This is a genomic window from Corynebacterium sp. PCR 32 (genome assembly GCF_037464985.1).
GTDB lineage: Bacteria > Actinomycetota > Actinomycetes > Mycobacteriales > Mycobacteriaceae > Corynebacterium > Corynebacterium kroppenstedtii_D.
The window spans coordinates 42,799-61,038 of the sequence record NZ_JBAHVL010000006.1; the positions used below are offsets into that span (position 1 = coordinate 42,799).

Genomic DNA, 18,240 nt, shown 5'->3' on the forward strand with positions numbered 1-18,240 from the left:
TATCAGTGTCCTGCTGCAGCGCGTGGTCGAAAAGACGCGATTGTGCTGGTCAGTACGTGTGGACACTAGATTATTGTTCCGTCATTTCCCCCGCAATCTTCACCCCCCGATGGCATTAGTGAGCACTGGTGCGCGTTGTGGTGACTCCCTCGGTGGTGACGCGTGCGATGGCGTCGGAATAGTCTTTGTAGTCGTGGTTTTTCAGAAGATTGCCCGAGACACGGGAGGCAAGGAGAGCGCCAAGGTCTCGAATCTTTTGGTCGCACGGGGGTGCTGGGGCTAGCCCATCACGGGTGATCCAGGCGTCGGCATCCCAGTGTGGGTAGGAGGGGTCGGTTCCGTGTGCACCTCCGCGTGGTCCGACGGCCAACATGATGGGGTCGGCGTCTTTTCGTCCGACGACGATTTCTGCGTGTCCATCGCGGGCGTGGGGTGCTAGTTCGTGTGCGCTATTCACGCCTGTTCCGGGGGATCCGAGGATGATGACACTGTCGGCTTCGAGGGGTGGGGCGGTCTCGGATGGTTGTGCGGCGTGGCCAACGACGACGCTGCCGTAGCTGTGTCCGGTGACGGTGAGTTGTGCGTTGGGGTTGCGTTGGCGGAGTGATTGTTGGAATGAGCGGAGATTGTGGGCCCCTCGTGTGGCGTTTGCGGTGCTGGGGGCGTCGAGGAGTGTGGGTGGTGCAGGGTAGGCGGACCATGCGATGACACTGGTTGTGTTGCCGCTTTTCTGGCGGATGGTGTTGGCCCATTCGGTGTGTCCGCCGATGTGTTCGGGTTTGCTGGAGCCGACCCCGCCGATAAGGGTGGCGACGGCAGGTGCGGTGGTGGGGTCGCCGAGTGCGATGGCTACGCCGTTGTGGTCGAGGTGGATGAGGTGGGCATCGGGGTTGTCTTTGAGGGTTTGTTCGATTCCTACGAGATACTTGCGTTCTTCATCGTTGTGTGCGGTGGATATCCAGGTGCTGAGTCGTTCGCGGAGGATGTGGTCGGTGTCGTGGAGGGATTGTCCGTCGTGCCAGGGGTTTGAGTTGTCACGGGTGAGTTCCGCTTTTTCTGTATCGGAGAGGGGGTAGGTGTGTGATTGGTTGTTTAGGCTGTTCCATATTGTTGTGATGAGGTGTGCGAGTACCCCGTCGAGGACATCAATGTAGGTCAGGATGGCGGTGAGCACACATTTGCAGCGGACTTTAAGGATTTTCAGCCCAGCGCTGATAAGGGGGTTGGTGGCGGTTTCTATCCGGTGCTCAAGGTCGTCAATTTTTTCTTCCAGACGGTGGGCGAGCCGGAGGGGGCCAGCCACTGCTGCTGCGTGTGCGCGTAGAAGCCCGGTGGATTGGGTGATCTGGTTGATGACGGTGTGGGTGTGGGTGTTGATTGACTTCAGCGCTGCATTGGCGGCGTCGCCGTTGATTCCGCCGATGATGGTGTGGTGGATGGGCTGTGTGGTGATGCTGCGCGCCATCGGAGGGATGAGATCACTCAGTGTGGTGGCGATGTGATCGAGTTCGTGGGGGTTCCACTGTGGTGCTCGGGTTAGTGCCATGAGGCTGTCTCCATCTGGTGGAACTGTGCGGCGGCGGTGTCGTCGGTGGCGCAGGTGGCGTGTCGTAGATGGTCGGCAGATTCTGCAAAGCGGCTATGGCGGGCGTGGAGGTTGTCGGTGTGGGCCCGGGCGGCGTCGGCCATGGCGAGGAGGGCGGTGAATGTCTGTGAGGAATGGAAGCTTGACGCTTGGTTGGGGATGTTTTCGGCTGTGCCACCGACGGTTCGGATCGTGTCGGCGTGTTCGTTGTGGGTGTGGGTGAGGCTGCGTAGCGCGGCGGGGGTTACGGTGAGAGACATGCGGCATATGGTGTCACTCGGTGTGAGTTTGTTCGTGTCGCGTTGCGCTGTGGATGGGGTTTGCTGTGGATAACTATGTGCCTGTGGATAAAGAGCGTTGGTGATGGAGAAGAGGTGATCAGTGGTAGGTCGTGTTGGTCATGTGGCATGACGGGCGCTGATAGCCTGGCCCTATGCGGGTTTCACTAGCTCAGATGTGTTCTGTTCCTGATGTTGTGGCGAATACTGATGCGGTGTGTGAGCTGATCAGGCGTGCGGCGTTGGATCAGTGTGATCTCATTGTGTTTCCAGAGGCCTCGATGTATCCCTTTGGGCAGGGGCGGTTGGACAGTGTTGCGGAGCCGTTGGACGGGTGCTTTGCGACGAGGATCCGCGAGGTGGCGGAGGCTGCTGGGATTGTTGCTGTGGTGGGGATGTTTGTTCCGGCGGATTTTGTCGAGACGAAGGATGGAACGCGCCAGCGTGTGGATAATGTTGCTGTGGCGGTCGGTCGTGATGGTGCCGGCGGGGAGCGTGTGAGTGCTGTTTATCGGAAGATTCATTGCTATGACGCGTTTGGGTACCGTGAGTCCGATACTGTGCGCCCGGGAGGTGAGCTGGCGTACTTTCAGTGCGCTGGAATGTGTGTGGGGATGGCGACGTGTTATGACGTGCGTTTTCCGGAGCAGTTTAAGGACCTTGCGCGGGGTGGGGCTGAGGTGATTGTGGTGCCGACGTCGTGGTCGGATGGGCCGGGGAAGAGGGAGCAGTGGCGGACGTTGACGGCGGCGCGGGCGTTGGATTCGACGACGTGGATTGTGGCGGTGGGGCAAGCGCGTCCTGGTGGGTATGACAAGGCCGGCCAGGCCGCGGGTCCGACCGGGATTGGCCATAGTGTGGTGGTTGGGCCAGACGGAACGAGGGTGGCGGAATTGGGCTATACGTGCGGATATGTCACCGCGACTATTGATTCTGGCCGGGTAGATTCTGTGCGGGAAAGCCTCCCGGTGCTCGGTGAGGATTAATGCCGACGGCTGGGCTGAGGACGACGTCTGGGGTAGCGATCTAGTGTGACCGTTTCCTGACGTGAGTGGCTAGCGACGTTAGTAAAGCGCCTCCACCAACGAATCCGAGTAGGGATGGTGAGAAGATTTCTGTGTCTTCTTGCTGGGTAACCCCGTACCATAGTCCGAAAATAATTAAAATAGTGCTTGTGATCCAGACGAAGTACTGTTTTTTGAATCAATCAACGCGATGGGGAGAAAAAGGATGAGGCCAAAAATTGATACGATAGTTAATCCAATTCCTACCAGGCCAATTGGCCACGCGCCTTTTATGGCGGAGCCAATAAAAATTAAGAGAATGCCAACGGCAATCGATGCGAATTCGATAATTGGTAATTTTCTGTATTGTGTATTCATCGTTGTCACCTGAATTAAATGTAGAGTTTACGTTATCGTGTCTTTCTATTGCTCATGGCTGGCGCTGTGTTGGTGTGATTTAAGCTGGTGTCATCCTTCGCTGTGGGGAATTGTGAGTCAAAGAAGGGTTAATTAGTCCAACTAAGAGAGTAGTAGCAAAACAAGCTACCGACGTAAGTCAGTTTGGGAAGGGGGGTGTTAATACTTCCCTGTAGAATTTAAGGATTACGGCTTAGTGAATATCCGAGGGTAGAAGTGGGATGTGTAGCCTTGTCGGATCGGGCGTTTGGCGGACCGTCCACGCCTGATTCTGTCGGTCATTATGTGTTCTCATTCTCGTTGGTGTAGTCGGCATGATGACGGCTCGTTATCTGGGGTGGGAAACGATTGGCGGGGGCATTGCCTACAGTGTTGTGGCTATGGGGTGTGTGGCTGCAGGTTGTGGTCGTGGGGCCGCGGTGTTGTTGCGCGTAGTTGGGTCACTCGCGTACGCGTCTAACTTTCGACGAGGTCAGCCCCCTTGCTTCCATCGCTAAAAAATCTGCCTTGAGTGGAATAGACTCAATGTCGTGTTAGTTGTACTAGATGTGACTAAAACTTGCGTGAAGCACACTCAATAATGGTTATAGTGGCAGTCGTCGTCAGCGTCCCCGTCGACAACCCCGCAGTGTCCGTCGACTGAGCAGCGAACCTCACACCGCAGAACCCCGCGTGAACCCGACGACGAACCACAGACAAACAAACCCCGAAACATCGAAACCAGAACAGAAAGGTGACATCATGAGCTCTTTTACCCCCACCACCCGCACAGCTGAAGCCCTCCAGGCTGCACTCCAAGACGCCTCGAAACGAGGTAACCCAGACATACGGCCAGCACACGTACTCGTCGCACTCCTCGAGCAGGTCGATTCCATTGCGTCGCCCGTTATTCAGGCTGTGGGCGTAGACCCGAACCACGTTCTCACCCGAGCGCGAAGTCTGGTGGGTGGATACCCCACCGCCAGTGGCCAACAAATGGCGAACCCGCAGTTCAACCGCGATTCGCTCAATGCGCTCACCACCGCCCAGGAGTTAGCAGGGCAGCTCGGCGATAGCTATGTGTCCACCGAGGTTTTGCTCGCCGGCATTGCCTCCGGCGATAGCGATGCAGCGAAATTGCTGCAAGAGTGTGGTGCCACCTCAGACGCACTCAAAGCGGCATTCCCGTCGGTACGTGGAAACCAAAAAGTCACCACCGAGAACCCAGAAGGCCAGTTCCAGGCTCTCGAAAAGTACTCGACGGACCTCACCGCCCGCGCACGCGACGGCAAAATTGACCCCGTTATCGGACGCGACGCCGAAATCCGCCGCGTCGTCCAAGTGCTATCACGGAGGACGAAAAACAACCCTGTGCTCATCGGTGAGCCCGGCGTCGGTAAAACTGCCATCGTCGAAGGCCTCGCGCGACGTATCGTCGCTGGTGATGTGCCTGAATCCTTGAAGGATAAGAAACTCGTTTCGCTAGATCTCGGGTCGATGGTCGCAGGCGCGAAATACCGCGGTGAGTTTGAAGAGCGACTCAAAGCCGTCCTCGACGAAATCAAGAATGCCGACGGCAACATCGTCACTTTCATCGATGAGCTCCACACCATTGTGGGCGCTGGTGCAACTGGCGACTCTGCCATGGACGCCGGCAACATGATTAAGCCACTACTCGCCCGCGGTGAGCTCCGCCTCGTAGGCGCCACCACCCTAGAGGAATACCGGACATACATCGAAAAGGATGCTGCACTGGAGCGCCGGTTCCAGCAGGTATACGTTGGCGAACCCAGCGTGGACGACACCGTCGGCATCCTGCGTGGCCTTAAAGAACGCTACGAAGTACACCACGGTGTCCGAATCATGGACTCTGCCCTAGTCTCTGCTGCATCACTGTCGGACCGTTACATCACAGCGCGGTTCCTTCCTGACAAGGCTATTGACCTTATCGACGAAGCCGCATCGCGATTGCGCATGGAAATCGACTCCCGCCCCGAGGAGATCGACACTGCCGAGCGTGTTGTACGTCGGCTCGAAATTGAAGAAATGGCCCTGGAAAAGGAAACGGATGACGCCTCAAAGATAAGGCTAGGCCATCTCAAAGAGGAACTTGCTGACGAGCGTGAAAACCTCAAGGCACTCACAGCCCGGTGGGAAAACGAAAAGGCCGCTATCACTGAGGTTCAGAGTGTGAAAGAGGAGCTGGAGAAAGCGAGGTCTGATTCGGAGCTCGCTGAGCGCGACGGCGACTACGCAACTGTTGCCAAGCTACGCTACGGCACCATCCCGGAGCTAGAGAAGAAGCTGACTGCGGCGGAGAACTCCGTGCATTCGACGGAAGACAACTCCATGCTCTCTGAGGAAGTTACACCGGAGACTGTTGCCGAGGTTGTCTCCGCATGGACCGGTATTCCAGCGGGCAAGATGATGCAGGGCGAAACCGAAAAGCTCTTGGCAATGGAGAATGTCCTGGGTCGCCGAGTCATTGGGCAAGACGATGCTGTCACCGCGGTATCGGACGCCGTGCGGCGCTCCCGCGCTGGCATTGCCGATGACAACCGCCCGACGGGATCATTCCTCTTCCTCGGACCGACTGGTGTCGGCAAAACCGAGCTTGCCAAGGCACTGGCTGACTTCCTCTTCGATGATGATAAAGCCATGGTGCGCATCGACATGTCGGAATACGGGGAGAAACATTCGGTCGCGCGGTTGGTTGGCGCCCCTCCCGGATACGTTGGCTATGACGCTGGTGGCCAGCTCACCGAAGCTGTGCGGCGTCGCCCCTACACTGTCGTTCTGTTCGACGAGGTGGAGAAAGCGCACCCAGATGTCTTCGATGTTCTTCTGCAGGTCCTGGATGAGGGTCGACTCACTGATGGACAAGGACGCACGGTGGATTTCCGGAACACCATCCTGATCCTTACCTCCAATCTGGGCGCAGGTGGAACAAAAGAGCAGGTAGAGGCTGCTGTTAAGGCTACCTTTAAGCCGGAGTTCATCAACCGACTCGATGACGTCGTCATATTCGACGCCCTCACGAGTAATCAGCTAACCATGATTGTGGATATTCAGATCGATGCTCTAGCGACACGTCTGGAATCCCGGCGCCTGGTTCTGGATGTGGACGACGACGCCAAGGCGTGGCTGGCCCAGCGCGGGTATGACCCAGCCTATGGGGCCCGCCCGTTGCGTCGGCTGGTGCAGCAAGCCATTGGTGATCAGCTCGCGAAGGAACTCCTTGCTGGGGAGGTCCGCGACGGTGACGTTGTCCGGGTCTCGGTGGCCGCTGATGGGGACCACCTTGACGTTCATGGTGCGGGGGCTGCACCGGTGTAAGCATCTGGTTGGCTGCACTGCTGTGTTCCAGTGCAGCCACCTAGCCTGACGGTCAGCATGTGACCCTCTTTGCTCTGCGCTGCGGGTTTGTGGGCATCGGCATAAAGTGGGGTGTATGACTGTGTATGTTTCCCCCGAGATTTTGTCGAGAGCTATTCATAAGTCGAATCGCATTAGTATTGTGAGCACCCACTGGTCTGATGGAAGCTGTACTGCGTATTCGAGGTTTGTGTCTGAACATATTCCGGCTGCGCAGTTCTGTCCTCCGGAGCTGGCACTCACGGGGCTCCCCTCCCGGGAGGATGGTCGTAACCCGTTGCCGAATAAAGAAGTGTTGCAGGAATGGGTATTACGGTGGGGTCTTGATAGAAAAACGCCGATTGTTATCTATGGCCAGCACCACGGGATTTATTCTGCACGGGCATGGTGGGTGTTGAAGTGGGCGGGGTTTACTGATCTCCACATTCTCGATGGTGGTTTGGCTAGGTGGGAAGCGGATGGGCACCCCGTGATCGCAGGTCCTGGTAGTTTGCCACGACGGTTCCAGACGATGATTTCCGTCGGACATATGCCAACGATTGATGTCGACGAGGTTGACCAGTGGATTCAAGATGGAGGCATCCTTCTGGATGCTCGGGATGAACGCCGGTTTAACGGCATCGCTGAAAAGCTGGATTTTCGTGCCGGTCACATTCCCGGTGCAGTCAATATGCCTGTCCGGGATTTCTTTAACGACGATCGGACGGTGTGCTCGCCTGATGATATTCGTTCGCGTTTCGATGACGCTGGCATCTCCGATGCGTCGAGGGTCGCGGTGTATTCCGGGTCTGGTTTGCATTCGTGTGCGATGGTGGCCGTGATGGAGCATGCAGGTATCTACGGTGCGAGGTTGTTCCCTGGTGGCTGGTCACAGTGGGCGGGAAATCCGAATAACCCAATTGAGAGGGTGCGCGGTTAGTTCTTGTGTCTCATGGGGGTAGTCGACGTGGCTGTCCTACCTGGTCGTTGTGTTGATCGGTGGGGTGGAAGGTGGATTAGGCTCCAGGCATGGTGGGGTTATCGATATAGTCGAGGGGCGAACATGCCGCTACGAGTTGCATCGGGAGAGCTCACTTTCTCGCTAGGCGCATTGTGCTCCTGGCCGGGGGAGGGGCGCCGTAGGAGCAAACCCTCCCCGGGAATCTCTCAGGCCCAGTACCGCTGCAATCAGGCACCACTGGAAAGCGCTGCGTATGCAGCCGCCGACGGGGAAAAGTAGCCCGGCACGCCGTCGTATGAAGGGATGGCGAGTAGGGGTGCTGAAGCTCTCAGGTATCAGGGACAGTGCGGGGGAGGCGACCGGTCATCGCCTTCGACGAATGGGAACTCATGCCTCGTCCACTGTCTCAGCAGAAGTTTGATCCGAATAGTCCTCAGCAGACAGGTTCCGAACCTGTCCAGGCTACCTCCGAGCTCACGGCGCCGTTGAGCTCCCCGAGGGTGTCTACCTCGTCTTTTCCGGCGCGTCATATTGGTCCTCACGCTGCAAGCATCCAGGAGATGCTACACACATTGGGTTATGCGTCGGCGCGTGACCTTGCTGATGCGGCGTTGCCTGATTCGATTAAGAACAGAGAGCTCAACCTTCCGCCGCGTCGGTCGGAGCAGGATGTGTTGGCTGCTTTGCAGGCTTACGCAGATAAGAATGTCCAGAAGAAGCAGCTTATTGGTGCGGGGTATTACGATACTGTGACTCCCGCTGTTATCAGGCGAAATATTGTGGAGAATCCCGGGTGGTACACGGCGTATACGCCGTACCAGCCGGAAATTTCTCAGGGCCGCCTGGAAGCGTTGCTGAACTTTCAGACAGCAGTGGGGGAGTTGACGGGGTTTGATGTGGTCAATGCATCCTTGCTTGATGAGGCCACAGCGGTGGCAGAAGCTATCCAGCTCATGGTTCGTGGGGGTCGCCGCAGTAACGGTGGTGATGCGCTCGTCTTGTTGGATAGTGCCTGCCATCCCCAGATCATCGCCGTTGCTCGGTCACGGGCGCAGGCAGCGGGTATTGCTCTTCGCGTGTCGACGATCACCTCTGAGGTCATTGCGGGTGCGGATAACCTGGTTGGCGTCGTCATTGCTCAGCCAGGGACGACGGGCGAAGTGAGGGATCTCGCACCGTTAATCAACTCTGCGAAAGAAAAGAAAGCGCTGGTGACGGTGGATTGTGATCTCCTGGCGCAAACATTATTGACGTCGCCTGGTGAACTCGGTGCGGATATCGCGGTTGGTTCGGCGCAGCGCTTTGGTGTGCCGCTCTTCTTCGGTGGCCCGCACGCGGCGTTCATGGCGGTGACGTCGGCGCTGACGAGGAAAATGCCTGGTCGTATCGTGGGTGTATCGAAGGACGAGGAGGGAACCCCCGCGTATCGGTTGACGTTGCAGACACGTGAGCAGCATATTCGTCGTGATCGGGCCACATCCAATATTTGTACGGCGCAAGCGTTGCTGGCGGTAGTGGCGGGGATGTACGCCGTGTGGCATGGCCCTGAGGGGTTGAAGGAGATTGCTGGGCGTATCCATTCGCAGGCGGCAGCGTTGGCGGATGCCATTGTGGTGGCGGGTCTACAGATCGTTCACGACACGTTTTTTGACACGATCGCGGTCAAACACAGCACGGAGAATGCAGCACGTATTGCTCTTGCCCGGGCGCGTGAGGAAGGGTTCAATCTGCGTGAGCTTGGTGGTCGTATGGTGGGTATTTCCCTCGGTGAATCCACCACCAATGCTGATATTCGACAGTTGGCTGCGATCCTCATCAGTGCTGAGGGGCGCGATAGTGGCACTGGCCCCGATAGTATGGACGACGTGCGGACTCTCACGGCGGGTTTGCCTGGTGACCACCGCACCGTGGCGGTACGCGGGACCGCGCATATGCCTGTGGCGTTTCTCCGTCAGGATGAGATTCTCACGCATCCCATTTTCCACGCGGTGACGTCGGAAACCGAGATGATGCGCTATATGCGGATGCTGGCTGATCGTGATCTCGCTCTTGATCGCACGATGATCCCGCTGGGCTCATGCACCATGAAGCTGAACTCTGCGGTGGAGATGGAACCGATTACGTGGCCAGGATTCGCCTCCATCCACCCCTTGGCACCGAAGGAGCACACGGAAGGGTGGCGTGCGCTCATTGAGGACCTTGAGCACACCCTGGCGGACATGACTGGGTACGCGGCGGTGAGTATACAGCCGAACGCCGGGTCGCAGGGTGAATTTGCTGGCCTTCTTGCCATTCGTCGTTTCCACCAGTCGCGGGGTGATGGCCAACGGACGATCTGCCTGATCCCCGAATCCGCTCATGGCACGAACGCGGCGTCTGCCGCGTTGGCTGGGCTCACGGTTATTGCTGTGAAGTCCCGCGACGATGGATCTATCGATCTGGGTGATCTTGATGCGAAACTGGACACGCTGGGCGACAAGGTTGCTGGCATCATGATCACCTACCCGTCCACCCACGGCGTGTATGAAGACGATGTTCGCGCTGTTTGTGACAAGGTTCATGCTGCTGGCGGCCAGGTGTACATCGATGGTGTGAACCTCAACGCGCTGGTTGGGCTTGCGCAACCCGGCCAGTTTGGTGGGGACGTCAGCCACCTGAATCTCCACAAAACGTTCACCATTCCGCATGGTGGTGGTGGTCCGGGTGTGGGTCCGATTTGTGTGGCGGAGCACCTGGTGCCTTTCCTTCCCAGTGATCCCATGGGGTCTACGGCGATGGGCGCCGGAGAGGCGTCGGGTAGTGGGGGTGAGAATGGTGACCTTACTGGTGTTCCGATTTCTGGTGCCACGTATGGTTCGGCTGGTGTCGTGCCGATTTCGTGGGCGTACATTGCCTTGATGGGTGGGGATGGTTTGGCAGCCGCGTCGGAAATGGCTTTGGTGAATGCGAATTACATTTCCCATCAGCTTGCCGATGATTTCCCGACGCTCTACACCGGTAAGAATGGGTTGGTTGCGCATGAATGCATCCTCGATGTGCGTGATCTCACGAAGCGGTCCGGTATTACAGCTGAGGATGTGTCTAAGCGGTTGATGGATTTTGGTTTTCACGCACCGACGTTGGCCTTCCCTGTTCCTGGAACGCTTATGGTGGAGCCCACGGAGAGTGAAGATAAAGGCGAGCTTGATCGTTTCATTGAAGCGATGCGCACAATTCGACAAGAAATCGATGATGTTATCAATGGCACTGTCTCTGAGGACGATTCTGTGCTTCGGCATGCCCCGTATACGGCGTGGTCAGTGACACGTGACGATTTCGATGATGCTGTTTCCCATGGGCATTTCACTCGTGCGCAAGCAGCATTTCCGGTGCCGGGTCTGCGTCGGACGAAGTACTTTCCACCGGTGCGTCGTATTGATAACGCTTACGGTGACCGCAACGTTGTGTGCTCGTGCCCGCCGCTGGAGGATTTTGCCATCACTGATGATGAATCCATTTCTTTGACCACGCCGGGCCCTTCCGTGTAGCGCATGCTGCTGCATGATGTTGTGTCGCGGAAACATTTCATGAGGAGAACAAGAATGACAGCACAACCTGAATCTGGGCGGATCACCCCGCAGAAAACTGCTCTCTACGATGTTCATGAGGCTCTTGGTGCTCGGTTCACTGATTTTGGTGGGTGGGATATGCCCCTCAAATACGGCAGCGAATTAGACGAGCATAGGGCTGTTCGTACCGATGCCGGTATTTTTGACCTTTCCCATATGGGTGAGGTTCGGGTCAGCGGGCCTCAGGCTAGTGAGGCGCTCGATGACGCGTTGATTTCTCGCCTGTCGGCGGTGTCTATTGGCAAGGCGAAATATTCGATGATGTGTACCGACGAGGGCACCATTATCGATGACCTCATCACATACCGTGTGGCCGACGACGAGTTCTTGGTGATCCCGAACGCTGGGAATGCCGGCACAGTGGCGGCAGAATTGGTATCCCGGACGGCGGATTATGACTGCACCGTTGTCGACGAATCCCACGAGACATCGCTCATTGCTGTTCAGGGGCCCAATGCGGAACATGTGGTGGCGTCCCTGCCTGGCGTCGATGTTCACAAGGTGGCGGATGTCAAATACTACGCATTCTTCCGCGGAATGGTGGGTGGTCACGATGTCATCATTGCGCGTACGGGATACACCGGTGAGGACGGTTTTGAGATTTTCGTTTCGAATGATGGCGCCCGTGATGTATGGGCTGCGGTGATGGACACGGGTGCTGTTACTCCGTGCGGTCTTGCTAGTCGCGACACGCTGCGCTTGGAGGCTGGTATGCCCCTATATGGGCATGAACTTAGTCGTTCGGTGACTCCTGTTGACGCGGGGCTGGGTGTCCTGGCTGCCACGACGAGTAAAGAGTCGTTTATTGGTTGTGACGCTCTTGTCGAGGCGAAGAAGAACGGGGCGACGCGGACACTCGTGGGCCTGCGGGGGGAGGGTAGGCGCGCTGCTCGCGCTGGCTACAGCGTGCTGACCAGCGATGGTGTTGACGTTGGAGAGGTGACATCGGGGGCGTTATCACCAACGTTGGGGTACCCGGTGGCCATGGCTTATGTTGATGTTGGCGTGGCGGAGCCGGGAACCGAGCTTTCTGTTGACATTCGTGGTAAGCATTATTCGTACACGGTGGTTCAGCTTCCGTTCTATAAGCGTGAGCATTGATTCACGTGTTGGCCTTGGCTAGTTTGAGCGAATTTTTCATTTACTGACGGTAACGTCCACACATTCACAGTGATGATGACGTGGATGACATTGTGAAGGAGACCCGTTATGTCGAGTGTTTCAATGCCTACCGATTACCTCTACTCCGGTGATCATGAGTGGATTGATAATGATGCTGCCGAGCCTGGCGACACTGTTCGTGTGGGTATCACACATGTTGCTGCTGACCAGTTGGGTGACATTGTGTACGTTGACTTGCCTGACGTGGGGACGGAGGTGGAAGCCGGCGAGGCCTTTGGTGAGGTCGAGTCTACGAAGTCGGTGTCGGACATTTTTGCGCCGGTATCCGGTGAGGTGGTTGCGATTAATGAGGACCTCGGTGATGACGCTGGACTTATTAATTCTGATCCCTATGGTGACGGCTGGCTTTATGAGGTGCGTATCTCTGACCTGGGTGATCTGATGGATCAGGGTACGTACGCTTCGGAGAATGATAGTGAAGCGTAACGCACCATATAGCGTTCACAACCGATAGAGCGGATAGACTATCTATCGATGAACTCCGCAGTTTTCTTTCTTCTCGGCGCTCTGCTGCTTCTCTCAGCTGCAGCGCTACTGTGGTTTGCCAATCAGCCGGCGGATGCTGGTGTCTGGCGGAAACTGCGTCAACTTCGTGCTGGTGCCCGTGGGCAATCGATGGCTTCGACCTCGGAAGAGCCACGGGGAAAGAGTGCCGTGTCGACGAAGCCCCGGCACGGGCACGCTCGCCGGGGTGAGCCTGCCTCAGCGGTATCGCCGGTGGCGGGTGCGTGTCTGAATGATGGAGAGGCCTCGGTCGCCTTTCCTCCGCGCCGTCGAAAATTGAGAACTGAGCGGCGAGCACGGCAGAAAACTAGTGGCGTTGTGGCTGATCACAGTGGTTCGTCGTCCCCATCGGGCGGGGACGAGCAGCCGACCGGGCAGCGTCTTGCTTCTCCGCCTGTCTGTGCTGACGATGATGTTAGTCGTTCGGCGGTCGATGGGCAGGCGTCTGGCATGGCATCGGCCGGGGCGTCGTCGAATGATAGTGACGGTGCGTCGGGTGAGGCCTCCACACCGGCACCGCCGGCGGCCAGTGAGGTGACGTCGAAACCGTGGTTTACGAACACGCCCCTCGCCACTCGCCGTGCTCGTCGATCGTGGGCTTCTGAGCAGGGATGGCAATTTGACCGCAGCGACACCGAGTTGGCCCAGGAGTGGGCCGATCATGTTGGTGTATCGGCGAGCGAAGCCAAAGATGTTCTCTCCGGTCGTGCGCGTGCTCACCATATTCGTGTGGCTGATATCAATGAAAATTCGTATGTGGGCCTGCGTCGATCGGGGTCCTCGGACATCCTCATTGACTTCTGGGATCGCACGGTGTGGGCTCCCGAAGCGCATACGGAGGATGATATTCGCCGTGCAGGGCCACCCCGGCCTGGCCAGGAATACGCGGGTCTCTCTGGTGGGTTCGTGGCGTATTCCTCGAATCTGCTTGCTGTCCAGCTCATGCTGGATTCCCGCGCTGCTCGAGCGCTTACCTGTTTGCGCGGGGCCACTTCAGCCATAGTCATTGACCCGTGGTGGATTCTTGTTCGGTGCAGCAAGCGGCCCACTGTCGATGATCTTCCCAGACTCTTCTCCTTCATCGCGGATCTTGACGACGCCGCCCGCGTATTGCCTAATCCCACGGCTGAATATCTTGATGTCACCGATGGTGATCCCGGTCGTCCATACTCGTATGATGTCTTCACACTGGGGCAGGGGCCGCGTATACAGGCTGTCCCGCAGGCCGGTGACCAGGACAACTCTGACGTTGTTGACGCAGATGGCACGCCGGCGTCTCACCAGGACGAGCACTCGGCGGTGGATTCTGAGATCGGGTGGTCGGATCGTCCTGAGTTTCGTCACGAGTATGTGGATTTGCCACGGCGGGACCGCCGCCGCCGGGAGGGGCGCACTGCCGATGACGCTGTATGGGATGGTATTGGAAAGTCCAGCGAAGATATTCCGGTGGTGGGGAGTGACCCTGACCATTCACGTGCACAGGAACGTTCGGGGCGTGTCATTCGTGTGGAATCTGATTATGAGAAGTCCACCATCTTTGGTGATTCGCCCTCGGAAGGTCGCCATCGGAAGACGTCGGATCGGCATGGTGCGTCGCACCGCCGGGAGGATGACGAACCACCCATCGTTGATGGTGAGTTGGAACCAGAGAATCAGGTAGACCAGGATCATTAGAGGACAATTGATCGGTGACGCATCAGTAGTGAGCGATCATGCCTGAGTAGCGAGAAGGAGTATGCCGTTGATGTCGGAGCAACCCACCACAGATCCCTCCCCGATGATCGGAGGAGTGGAGGCCTCAACCAGTGTGCCTGCCCTTGACCCGGAACGTCGTGCACGGCTGGCTGAGCTGGTAAAAGAACTAGCGGTGGTCATGGGGAGAGTGACACTGTCCTCTGGTAAGGAAGCAGATTATTACGTGGATTTGCGTCGGGCCACGTTGCATCATGAGGCCTCGCCTCTCATTGGTGTTCTCTTGCGCCAGTTGACTGAGGACTGGGATGTCGATGCGGTGGGTGGACTCACTCTCGGTGCTGATCCGGTGGCGGATGCGGTGTTGCATGCTCCTGGTCGTGCCATTGATGCATTCGTGGTTCGTAAAGAAACGAAAAAGCATGGGATGCAGCGTCGGATTGAAGGCCCGGATATCAAGGGCCGTCGTGTCCTCATTGTTGAAGATACGACAACGACGGGGAATAGTCCGTTGACGGCGGTGGCAGCGGCCCGCGACGCGGGTGCAGAGGTTGTGGGGGTGGCAACAGTTGTGGACCGTAATACAGGTGCAGCCGATGCCATTCATGGTGAGGGGCTGGAATATCGGTCCATTTTGACTCTCGAGGACCTGGGCCTTGAGTGAGATAGAGCCAACGGTGGACGCTACCGCGATGTCGGGAACAATACAGCCGTCGGTGGGTGCTGGGGCGACAGAATGGAACCCTCATCCGGTGGGGCTGGGGCCATGGGAGGATGAATATCCTGGGCGCCCTCGTCCGACAGGGCATCCGTATGATCCTGTGCTTCTTGACGAGGGTGACCGCCGTAATGTCGTTGATGCGTACCGGTATTGGACGCGTGATGCGATTGTGGAGGACTTGGATACGCGCCGTTTACCGTTCCATATTGCGATTGAAAATTTCACGTCTGATCACAACATTGGAACTGTTGTCAGGACAGCGAACGCGTTTGCTGCCGAGGCGGTTCATATTGTTGGTAAAAAGCGGTGGAATCGTCGTGGGGCTATGGTGACGGACCGGTATCAGCATCTGTACCATCATGCGACCGTGTCTGATGTTCTTGCGTGGGCGAATGATCATGACCTGGTTGTGATCGCTGTCGATAACGTTCCTGGGTCGGTGCCGTTGGAGACGGCTGAGCTACCGGAGCGGTGCCTCCTCCTGTTTGGTCAAGAAGGGCCGGGGGTGAGTGAGGAAGCGCAATCTGGGGCGGTGCAGACGGTGTCTATTGCCCAATTTGGGTCGACCCGTTCCATGAATGCGGGTGTTGCTGCTGGTATTGCTATGCACGCATGGGTGCGGCAGCATGCTGACCTCTCTCGCGCGTGGTAGGGCGTTGGGTCTACGGGGTGTTGTTTACTGGTGGGTGTTGTCGTCGACCTGATTCTGGGGATGTGGTAGCGCCGTCGTGGTATATAGGGCACGATGAGTGCAAGACAGGATATACGAAATACTAACCAGGATGATGCGCTCGTGAAAGCTTCCGGATCTCAGCACGATAACCATGACGACCATCAGGTACGCCCCGCACAACCTCAGCGGCCTCAACAGAAACAGCAGGAGTTGTGGGAGAAGTGGGACCATCGCGCGGACCTTGCCGAAGATGCCATCCACGAGCGTCACGCGCGCCGGGTATGGGGCCTACCGGGAACAAATCTTGCTGTGGTGTCGTGGCCTGCGGCAACACGAGATAAATTTTTCTTGCGGTGGCATTACTGGTGGCAGGCGCATTATTTAGATTGCTTGGTGGATGCGGCTTCTCGGCGTCCATTGCGGTCCCGGTCGCGCCGTATCAGCCGGACGATGCGGGGGATTCGTCTGCGTAATGGTACTCCGTTGACGAAGAATCGTTATTACGACGACAAGTCGTGGTTGGCATTAGCGTTAGACCGTGCTGAAGGGTTGGGGCATGGGCATCAGGCGCGGAGTTTAACGGATCTTCAGCACAATATTATTGATGGCGTTGATTCACTGACTGGTGTTGTTCCATGGCGTGTGGGGGAGGCGTTTTATAACGCGCCAACCAATGGGCCGGCGGCAATCATGATGGCTCGGATGGGTCGTGTGGATGAGGCCGAGGCTCTCACTGACTGGATGTTCACGAATTTGATTAACCAGGATGGTCTGCTGATGGACGGTATCCGCATGAAGATGGATGGTCCTGAAACGTCGACTGCAGTGTTCCCCTATAACCAGGGGGTTGCGTTGGGCGCCTGCGTGGAGATCGCCCAACGGCGCCGTGAAGAGGCCGGTTTTAGCGTGGATTCATCGGGCGATGGGGGGCGGATTGATTCCGATCGGGCGATGTCGTCGATCACTCGAGTCCATAATCTTGTTCACGCGATTGCTGTGCATGTGGCGACGGAAACCGGGGTAATCAAGGGGTCGGGGAGCGGTGACGGTGGTTTGTTCCGGGGCATTTTGATGCGCTACCTGGCACTGGTGGCGACGGACCTACCGGATGATCAGAAGTTGTCTCGTGCGACCAAGCGTTTGGCATCGAAGCTGGTGCTGTCGACGGCGGAGGCTGTGTGGAACCACCGCTTGGACGTGAATGGACTTCCCGTGTTTAGTGCCGAATGGACTCGGGAAGCAGAGCTTCCTCAGGCCGTAGGGAGTATCCGCGGTATGAGCGGTGGTTCGGTCGCGGGGTCTGAGATCGCGGAGCGTGACCTTTCCGTGCAGCTCTCGGGCTGGATGGCGATAGAGGCAGCTGCACGGGTGTCATCATTCGGTGGTGTTGCTGCTGGTGGTGTCCTGTGACCCGCGTGCTTTCTTGATCGCTGCGATGATGCCCGGGAGGATCGAGAGGAACACAATAGCGAGGAAGATAAGTTCGATATTGTCGCGGACGAAGGTGAAGCTGCCCAGCCACACGCCAAGGAGGGTGACACCACCTGCCCAGAGGAGGCCACCACAGATGTCGAAGAGGAAGAAGCGAGCGTAGTTCATGCGGGCCATGCCAATAGTCATGGGTGCATAGGTGCGGACGATGGGAACAAACCGGCAGAGAATGACGGCGAGGGCGCCCCATTTTTTAAAGAATGCTTCGCCTTCTGTGATGTAGGTTTTTTTGAAGATTCGTCCGTCGGGTCTCTCCCGGATGCGGTCGCCAAGTTTTCGGCCAATCCAGTATGACGATTGATCACCAGCGATGGCGCAGGTCACGGTCACGGCGAGGACTTGCCAGACTGGGGCGAAGCCATTGTGTTGGTTGGCTAGCATGCCTGCGGTGAAGAGGAGAGAATCACCAGGGAGGAGGGGGAACCCGAGCCCAGTTTCGATGAAGATAATGAGGCCAAGGCCCGGGAGGATCAGGTTGCCGAAGGGGCTGTCCCCGCCGAGCCAGTACATCGGGTCAAGAAGCTGGGGGGCTGCTGTCACGGTTTCTCGTGTGTGAGCGTCAGCGCTGGCGTATAGATGTGTTGCCACGTCGGAGGAACTGGCAATTGCTGCGCGTAGCGTGGTTGCGGCGCTGGTAACGAGGTGTGTGTTGGTGGCGAGAACGGTGAGGTCGACAGCGGTCAGTGCACTCATGGTCCCACAGCATACTTGGTGCGGATCGGAGCTCTATAACTCGTGGATGGTGAGCTTTCTGTGACCTCCCACACTGGTTGGGGCGTGGATGGCCCCAC

At 57.4% G+C, this 18,240-nt stretch carries 14 protein-coding genes and 1 riboswitch; of the genes, 10 read left to right on the forward strand and 4 right to left on the reverse strand.

Annotation, left to right across the window (positions count from 1 at the left end; genetic code table 11):
• Positions 1 to 115: 115 nt before the first annotated feature.
• Both V5S80_RS08090 and V5S80_RS08095 read right to left on the reverse strand, forming a co-directional pair.
• Positions 116 to 1,546, reverse strand: a complete 1,431-nt coding sequence (locus V5S80_RS08090; RefSeq protein ID WP_395170266.1) for an alpha/beta hydrolase — start codon at positions 1,544 to 1,546, stop codon at positions 116 to 118.
• Positions 1,537 to 1,845 carry a type VII secretion target gene (locus V5S80_RS08095; RefSeq protein ID WP_395170267.1) on the reverse strand — a complete coding sequence of 103 codons (309 nt, stop codon included), beginning with the start codon at positions 1,843 to 1,845 and terminating at the stop codon, positions 1,537 to 1,539. Before V5S80_RS08095 ends, V5S80_RS08090 begins: the two co-directional genes overlap by 10 nt.
• A gap of 173 nt (positions 1,846 to 2,018) precedes the next feature.
• Between V5S80_RS08095 and V5S80_RS08100 the strand changes: the two genes are divergently transcribed.
• Complete coding sequence (locus V5S80_RS08100; protein ID WP_395170268.1) at positions 2,019 to 2,849, forward strand: carbon-nitrogen hydrolase family protein; 831 nt, start codon at positions 2,019 to 2,021, stop codon at positions 2,847 to 2,849.
• Positions 2,850 to 3,023: 174 nt separating this feature from the next.
• On the opposite strand, the gene V5S80_RS08105 is transcribed toward V5S80_RS08100, so the two are convergent.
• Positions 3,024 to 3,254 carry a hypothetical protein gene (locus V5S80_RS08105; protein WP_395170269.1) on the reverse strand — a complete coding sequence of 77 codons (231 nt, stop codon included), beginning with the start codon at positions 3,252 to 3,254 and terminating at the stop codon, positions 3,024 to 3,026.
• 771 nt (positions 3,255 to 4,025) lie between these two features.
• On the opposite strand from V5S80_RS08105, the gene clpB reads away from it, so the two are divergent.
• The 9 genes from clpB to V5S80_RS08150 all read left to right on the forward strand — a co-directional run bounded on the left by clpB (position 4,026) and on the right by V5S80_RS08150 (position 17,368).
• Entirely contained in the window at positions 4,026 to 6,599 is a 2,574-nt protein-coding gene (gene clpB, locus V5S80_RS08110; RefSeq protein WP_395170270.1) for an ATP-dependent chaperone ClpB, read from the forward strand.
• A gap of 115 nt (positions 6,600 to 6,714) precedes the next feature.
• Positions 6,715 to 7,557, forward strand: coding sequence for a sulfurtransferase (locus tag V5S80_RS08115; protein ID WP_395170271.1), 843 nt, complete (start codon positions 6,715 to 6,717; stop codon positions 7,555 to 7,557).
• A 248-nt stretch (positions 7,558 to 7,805) separates the two neighbouring features.
• A riboswitch (glycine riboswitch) is annotated at positions 7,806 to 7,933 on the forward strand.
• A 34-nt stretch (positions 7,934 to 7,967) separates the two neighbouring features.
• Positions 7,968 to 11,105: an aminomethyl-transferring glycine dehydrogenase gene (gene gcvP / locus V5S80_RS08120; protein ID WP_395170354.1), complete on the forward strand. Its 3,138-nt coding sequence runs from the start codon at positions 7,968 to 7,970 to the stop codon at positions 11,103 to 11,105.
• Between the two features lie 54 nt (positions 11,106 to 11,159).
• Positions 11,160 to 12,287 (forward strand): glycine cleavage system aminomethyltransferase GcvT, encoded by a 1,128-nt coding sequence (gene gcvT, locus V5S80_RS08125; protein ID WP_395170272.1) that lies wholly within the window; start codon positions 11,160 to 11,162, stop codon positions 12,285 to 12,287.
• Between the two features lie 108 nt (positions 12,288 to 12,395).
• On the forward strand, positions 12,396 to 12,794 hold the full coding sequence (gene gcvH, locus V5S80_RS08130; RefSeq protein ID WP_395170273.1) for a glycine cleavage system protein GcvH: 399 nt from the start codon (positions 12,396 to 12,398) through the stop codon (positions 12,792 to 12,794).
• A gap of 48 nt (positions 12,795 to 12,842) precedes the next feature.
• Positions 12,843 to 14,546: a hypothetical protein gene (locus V5S80_RS08135; protein ID WP_395170274.1), complete on the forward strand. Its 1,704-nt coding sequence runs from the start codon at positions 12,843 to 12,845 to the stop codon at positions 14,544 to 14,546.
• Positions 14,547 to 14,649: 103 nt separating this feature from the next.
• Positions 14,650 to 15,228, forward strand: coding sequence for an orotate phosphoribosyltransferase (gene pyrE / locus V5S80_RS08140; protein WP_395170355.1), 579 nt, complete (start codon positions 14,650 to 14,652; stop codon positions 15,226 to 15,228).
• A 28-nt stretch (positions 15,229 to 15,256) separates the two neighbouring features.
• A complete protein-coding gene (locus tag V5S80_RS08145; protein ID WP_395170356.1) occupies positions 15,257 to 15,937 on the forward strand; it encodes a TrmH family RNA methyltransferase in 681 nt (226 codons plus the stop codon).
• 93 nt (positions 15,938 to 16,030) lie between these two features.
• Positions 16,031 to 17,368: a glycoside hydrolase family 76 protein gene (locus V5S80_RS08150; protein ID WP_395170275.1), complete on the forward strand. Its 1,338-nt coding sequence runs from the start codon at positions 16,031 to 16,033 to the stop codon at positions 17,366 to 17,368.
• Here the strand turns inward: V5S80_RS08150 and V5S80_RS08155 are convergent.
• Complete coding sequence (locus V5S80_RS08155; protein ID WP_395170276.1) at positions 17,333 to 18,142, reverse strand: DedA family protein; 810 nt, start codon at positions 18,140 to 18,142, stop codon at positions 17,333 to 17,335. The two genes, V5S80_RS08150 and V5S80_RS08155, sit on opposite strands and share 36 nt — an antisense overlap.
• Positions 18,143 to 18,240: the final 98 nt, after the last annotated feature.

Coding starts and splice junctions, on each gene's coding strand:
- V5S80_RS08090 (WP_395170266.1), bottom strand. CDS start 1,546: ATGGCACTAACCCGAGCACCACAGTGGAACCCCCACGAACTCGATCAC.
- V5S80_RS08095 (WP_395170267.1), bottom strand. CDS start 1,845: ATGTCTCTCACCGTAACCCCCGCCGCGCTACGCAGCCTCACCCACACC.
- V5S80_RS08100 (WP_395170268.1), top strand. CDS start 2,019: ATGCGGGTTTCACTAGCTCAGATGTGTTCTGTTCCTGATGTTGTGGCG.
- clpB (WP_395170270.1), top strand. CDS start 4,026: ATGAGCTCTTTTACCCCCACCACCCGCACAGCTGAAGCCCTCCAGGCT.
- V5S80_RS08115 (WP_395170271.1), top strand. CDS start 6,715: ATGACTGTGTATGTTTCCCCCGAGATTTTGTCGAGAGCTATTCATAAG.
- gcvP (WP_395170354.1), top strand. CDS start 7,968: ATGCCTCGTCCACTGTCTCAGCAGAAGTTTGATCCGAATAGTCCTCAG.
- gcvT (WP_395170272.1), top strand. CDS start 11,160: ATGACAGCACAACCTGAATCTGGGCGGATCACCCCGCAGAAAACTGCT.
- gcvH (WP_395170273.1), top strand. CDS start 12,396: ATGTCGAGTGTTTCAATGCCTACCGATTACCTCTACTCCGGTGATCAT.
- V5S80_RS08135 (WP_395170274.1), top strand. CDS start 12,843: ATGAACTCCGCAGTTTTCTTTCTTCTCGGCGCTCTGCTGCTTCTCTCA.
- pyrE (WP_395170355.1), top strand. CDS start 14,650: ATGATCGGAGGAGTGGAGGCCTCAACCAGTGTGCCTGCCCTTGACCCG.
- V5S80_RS08145 (WP_395170356.1), top strand. CDS start 15,257: ATGTCGGGAACAATACAGCCGTCGGTGGGTGCTGGGGCGACAGAATGG.
- V5S80_RS08150 (WP_395170275.1), top strand. CDS start 16,031: ATGAGTGCAAGACAGGATATACGAAATACTAACCAGGATGATGCGCTC.
- V5S80_RS08155 (WP_395170276.1), bottom strand. CDS start 18,142: ATGAGTGCACTGACCGCTGTCGACCTCACCGTTCTCGCCACCAACACA.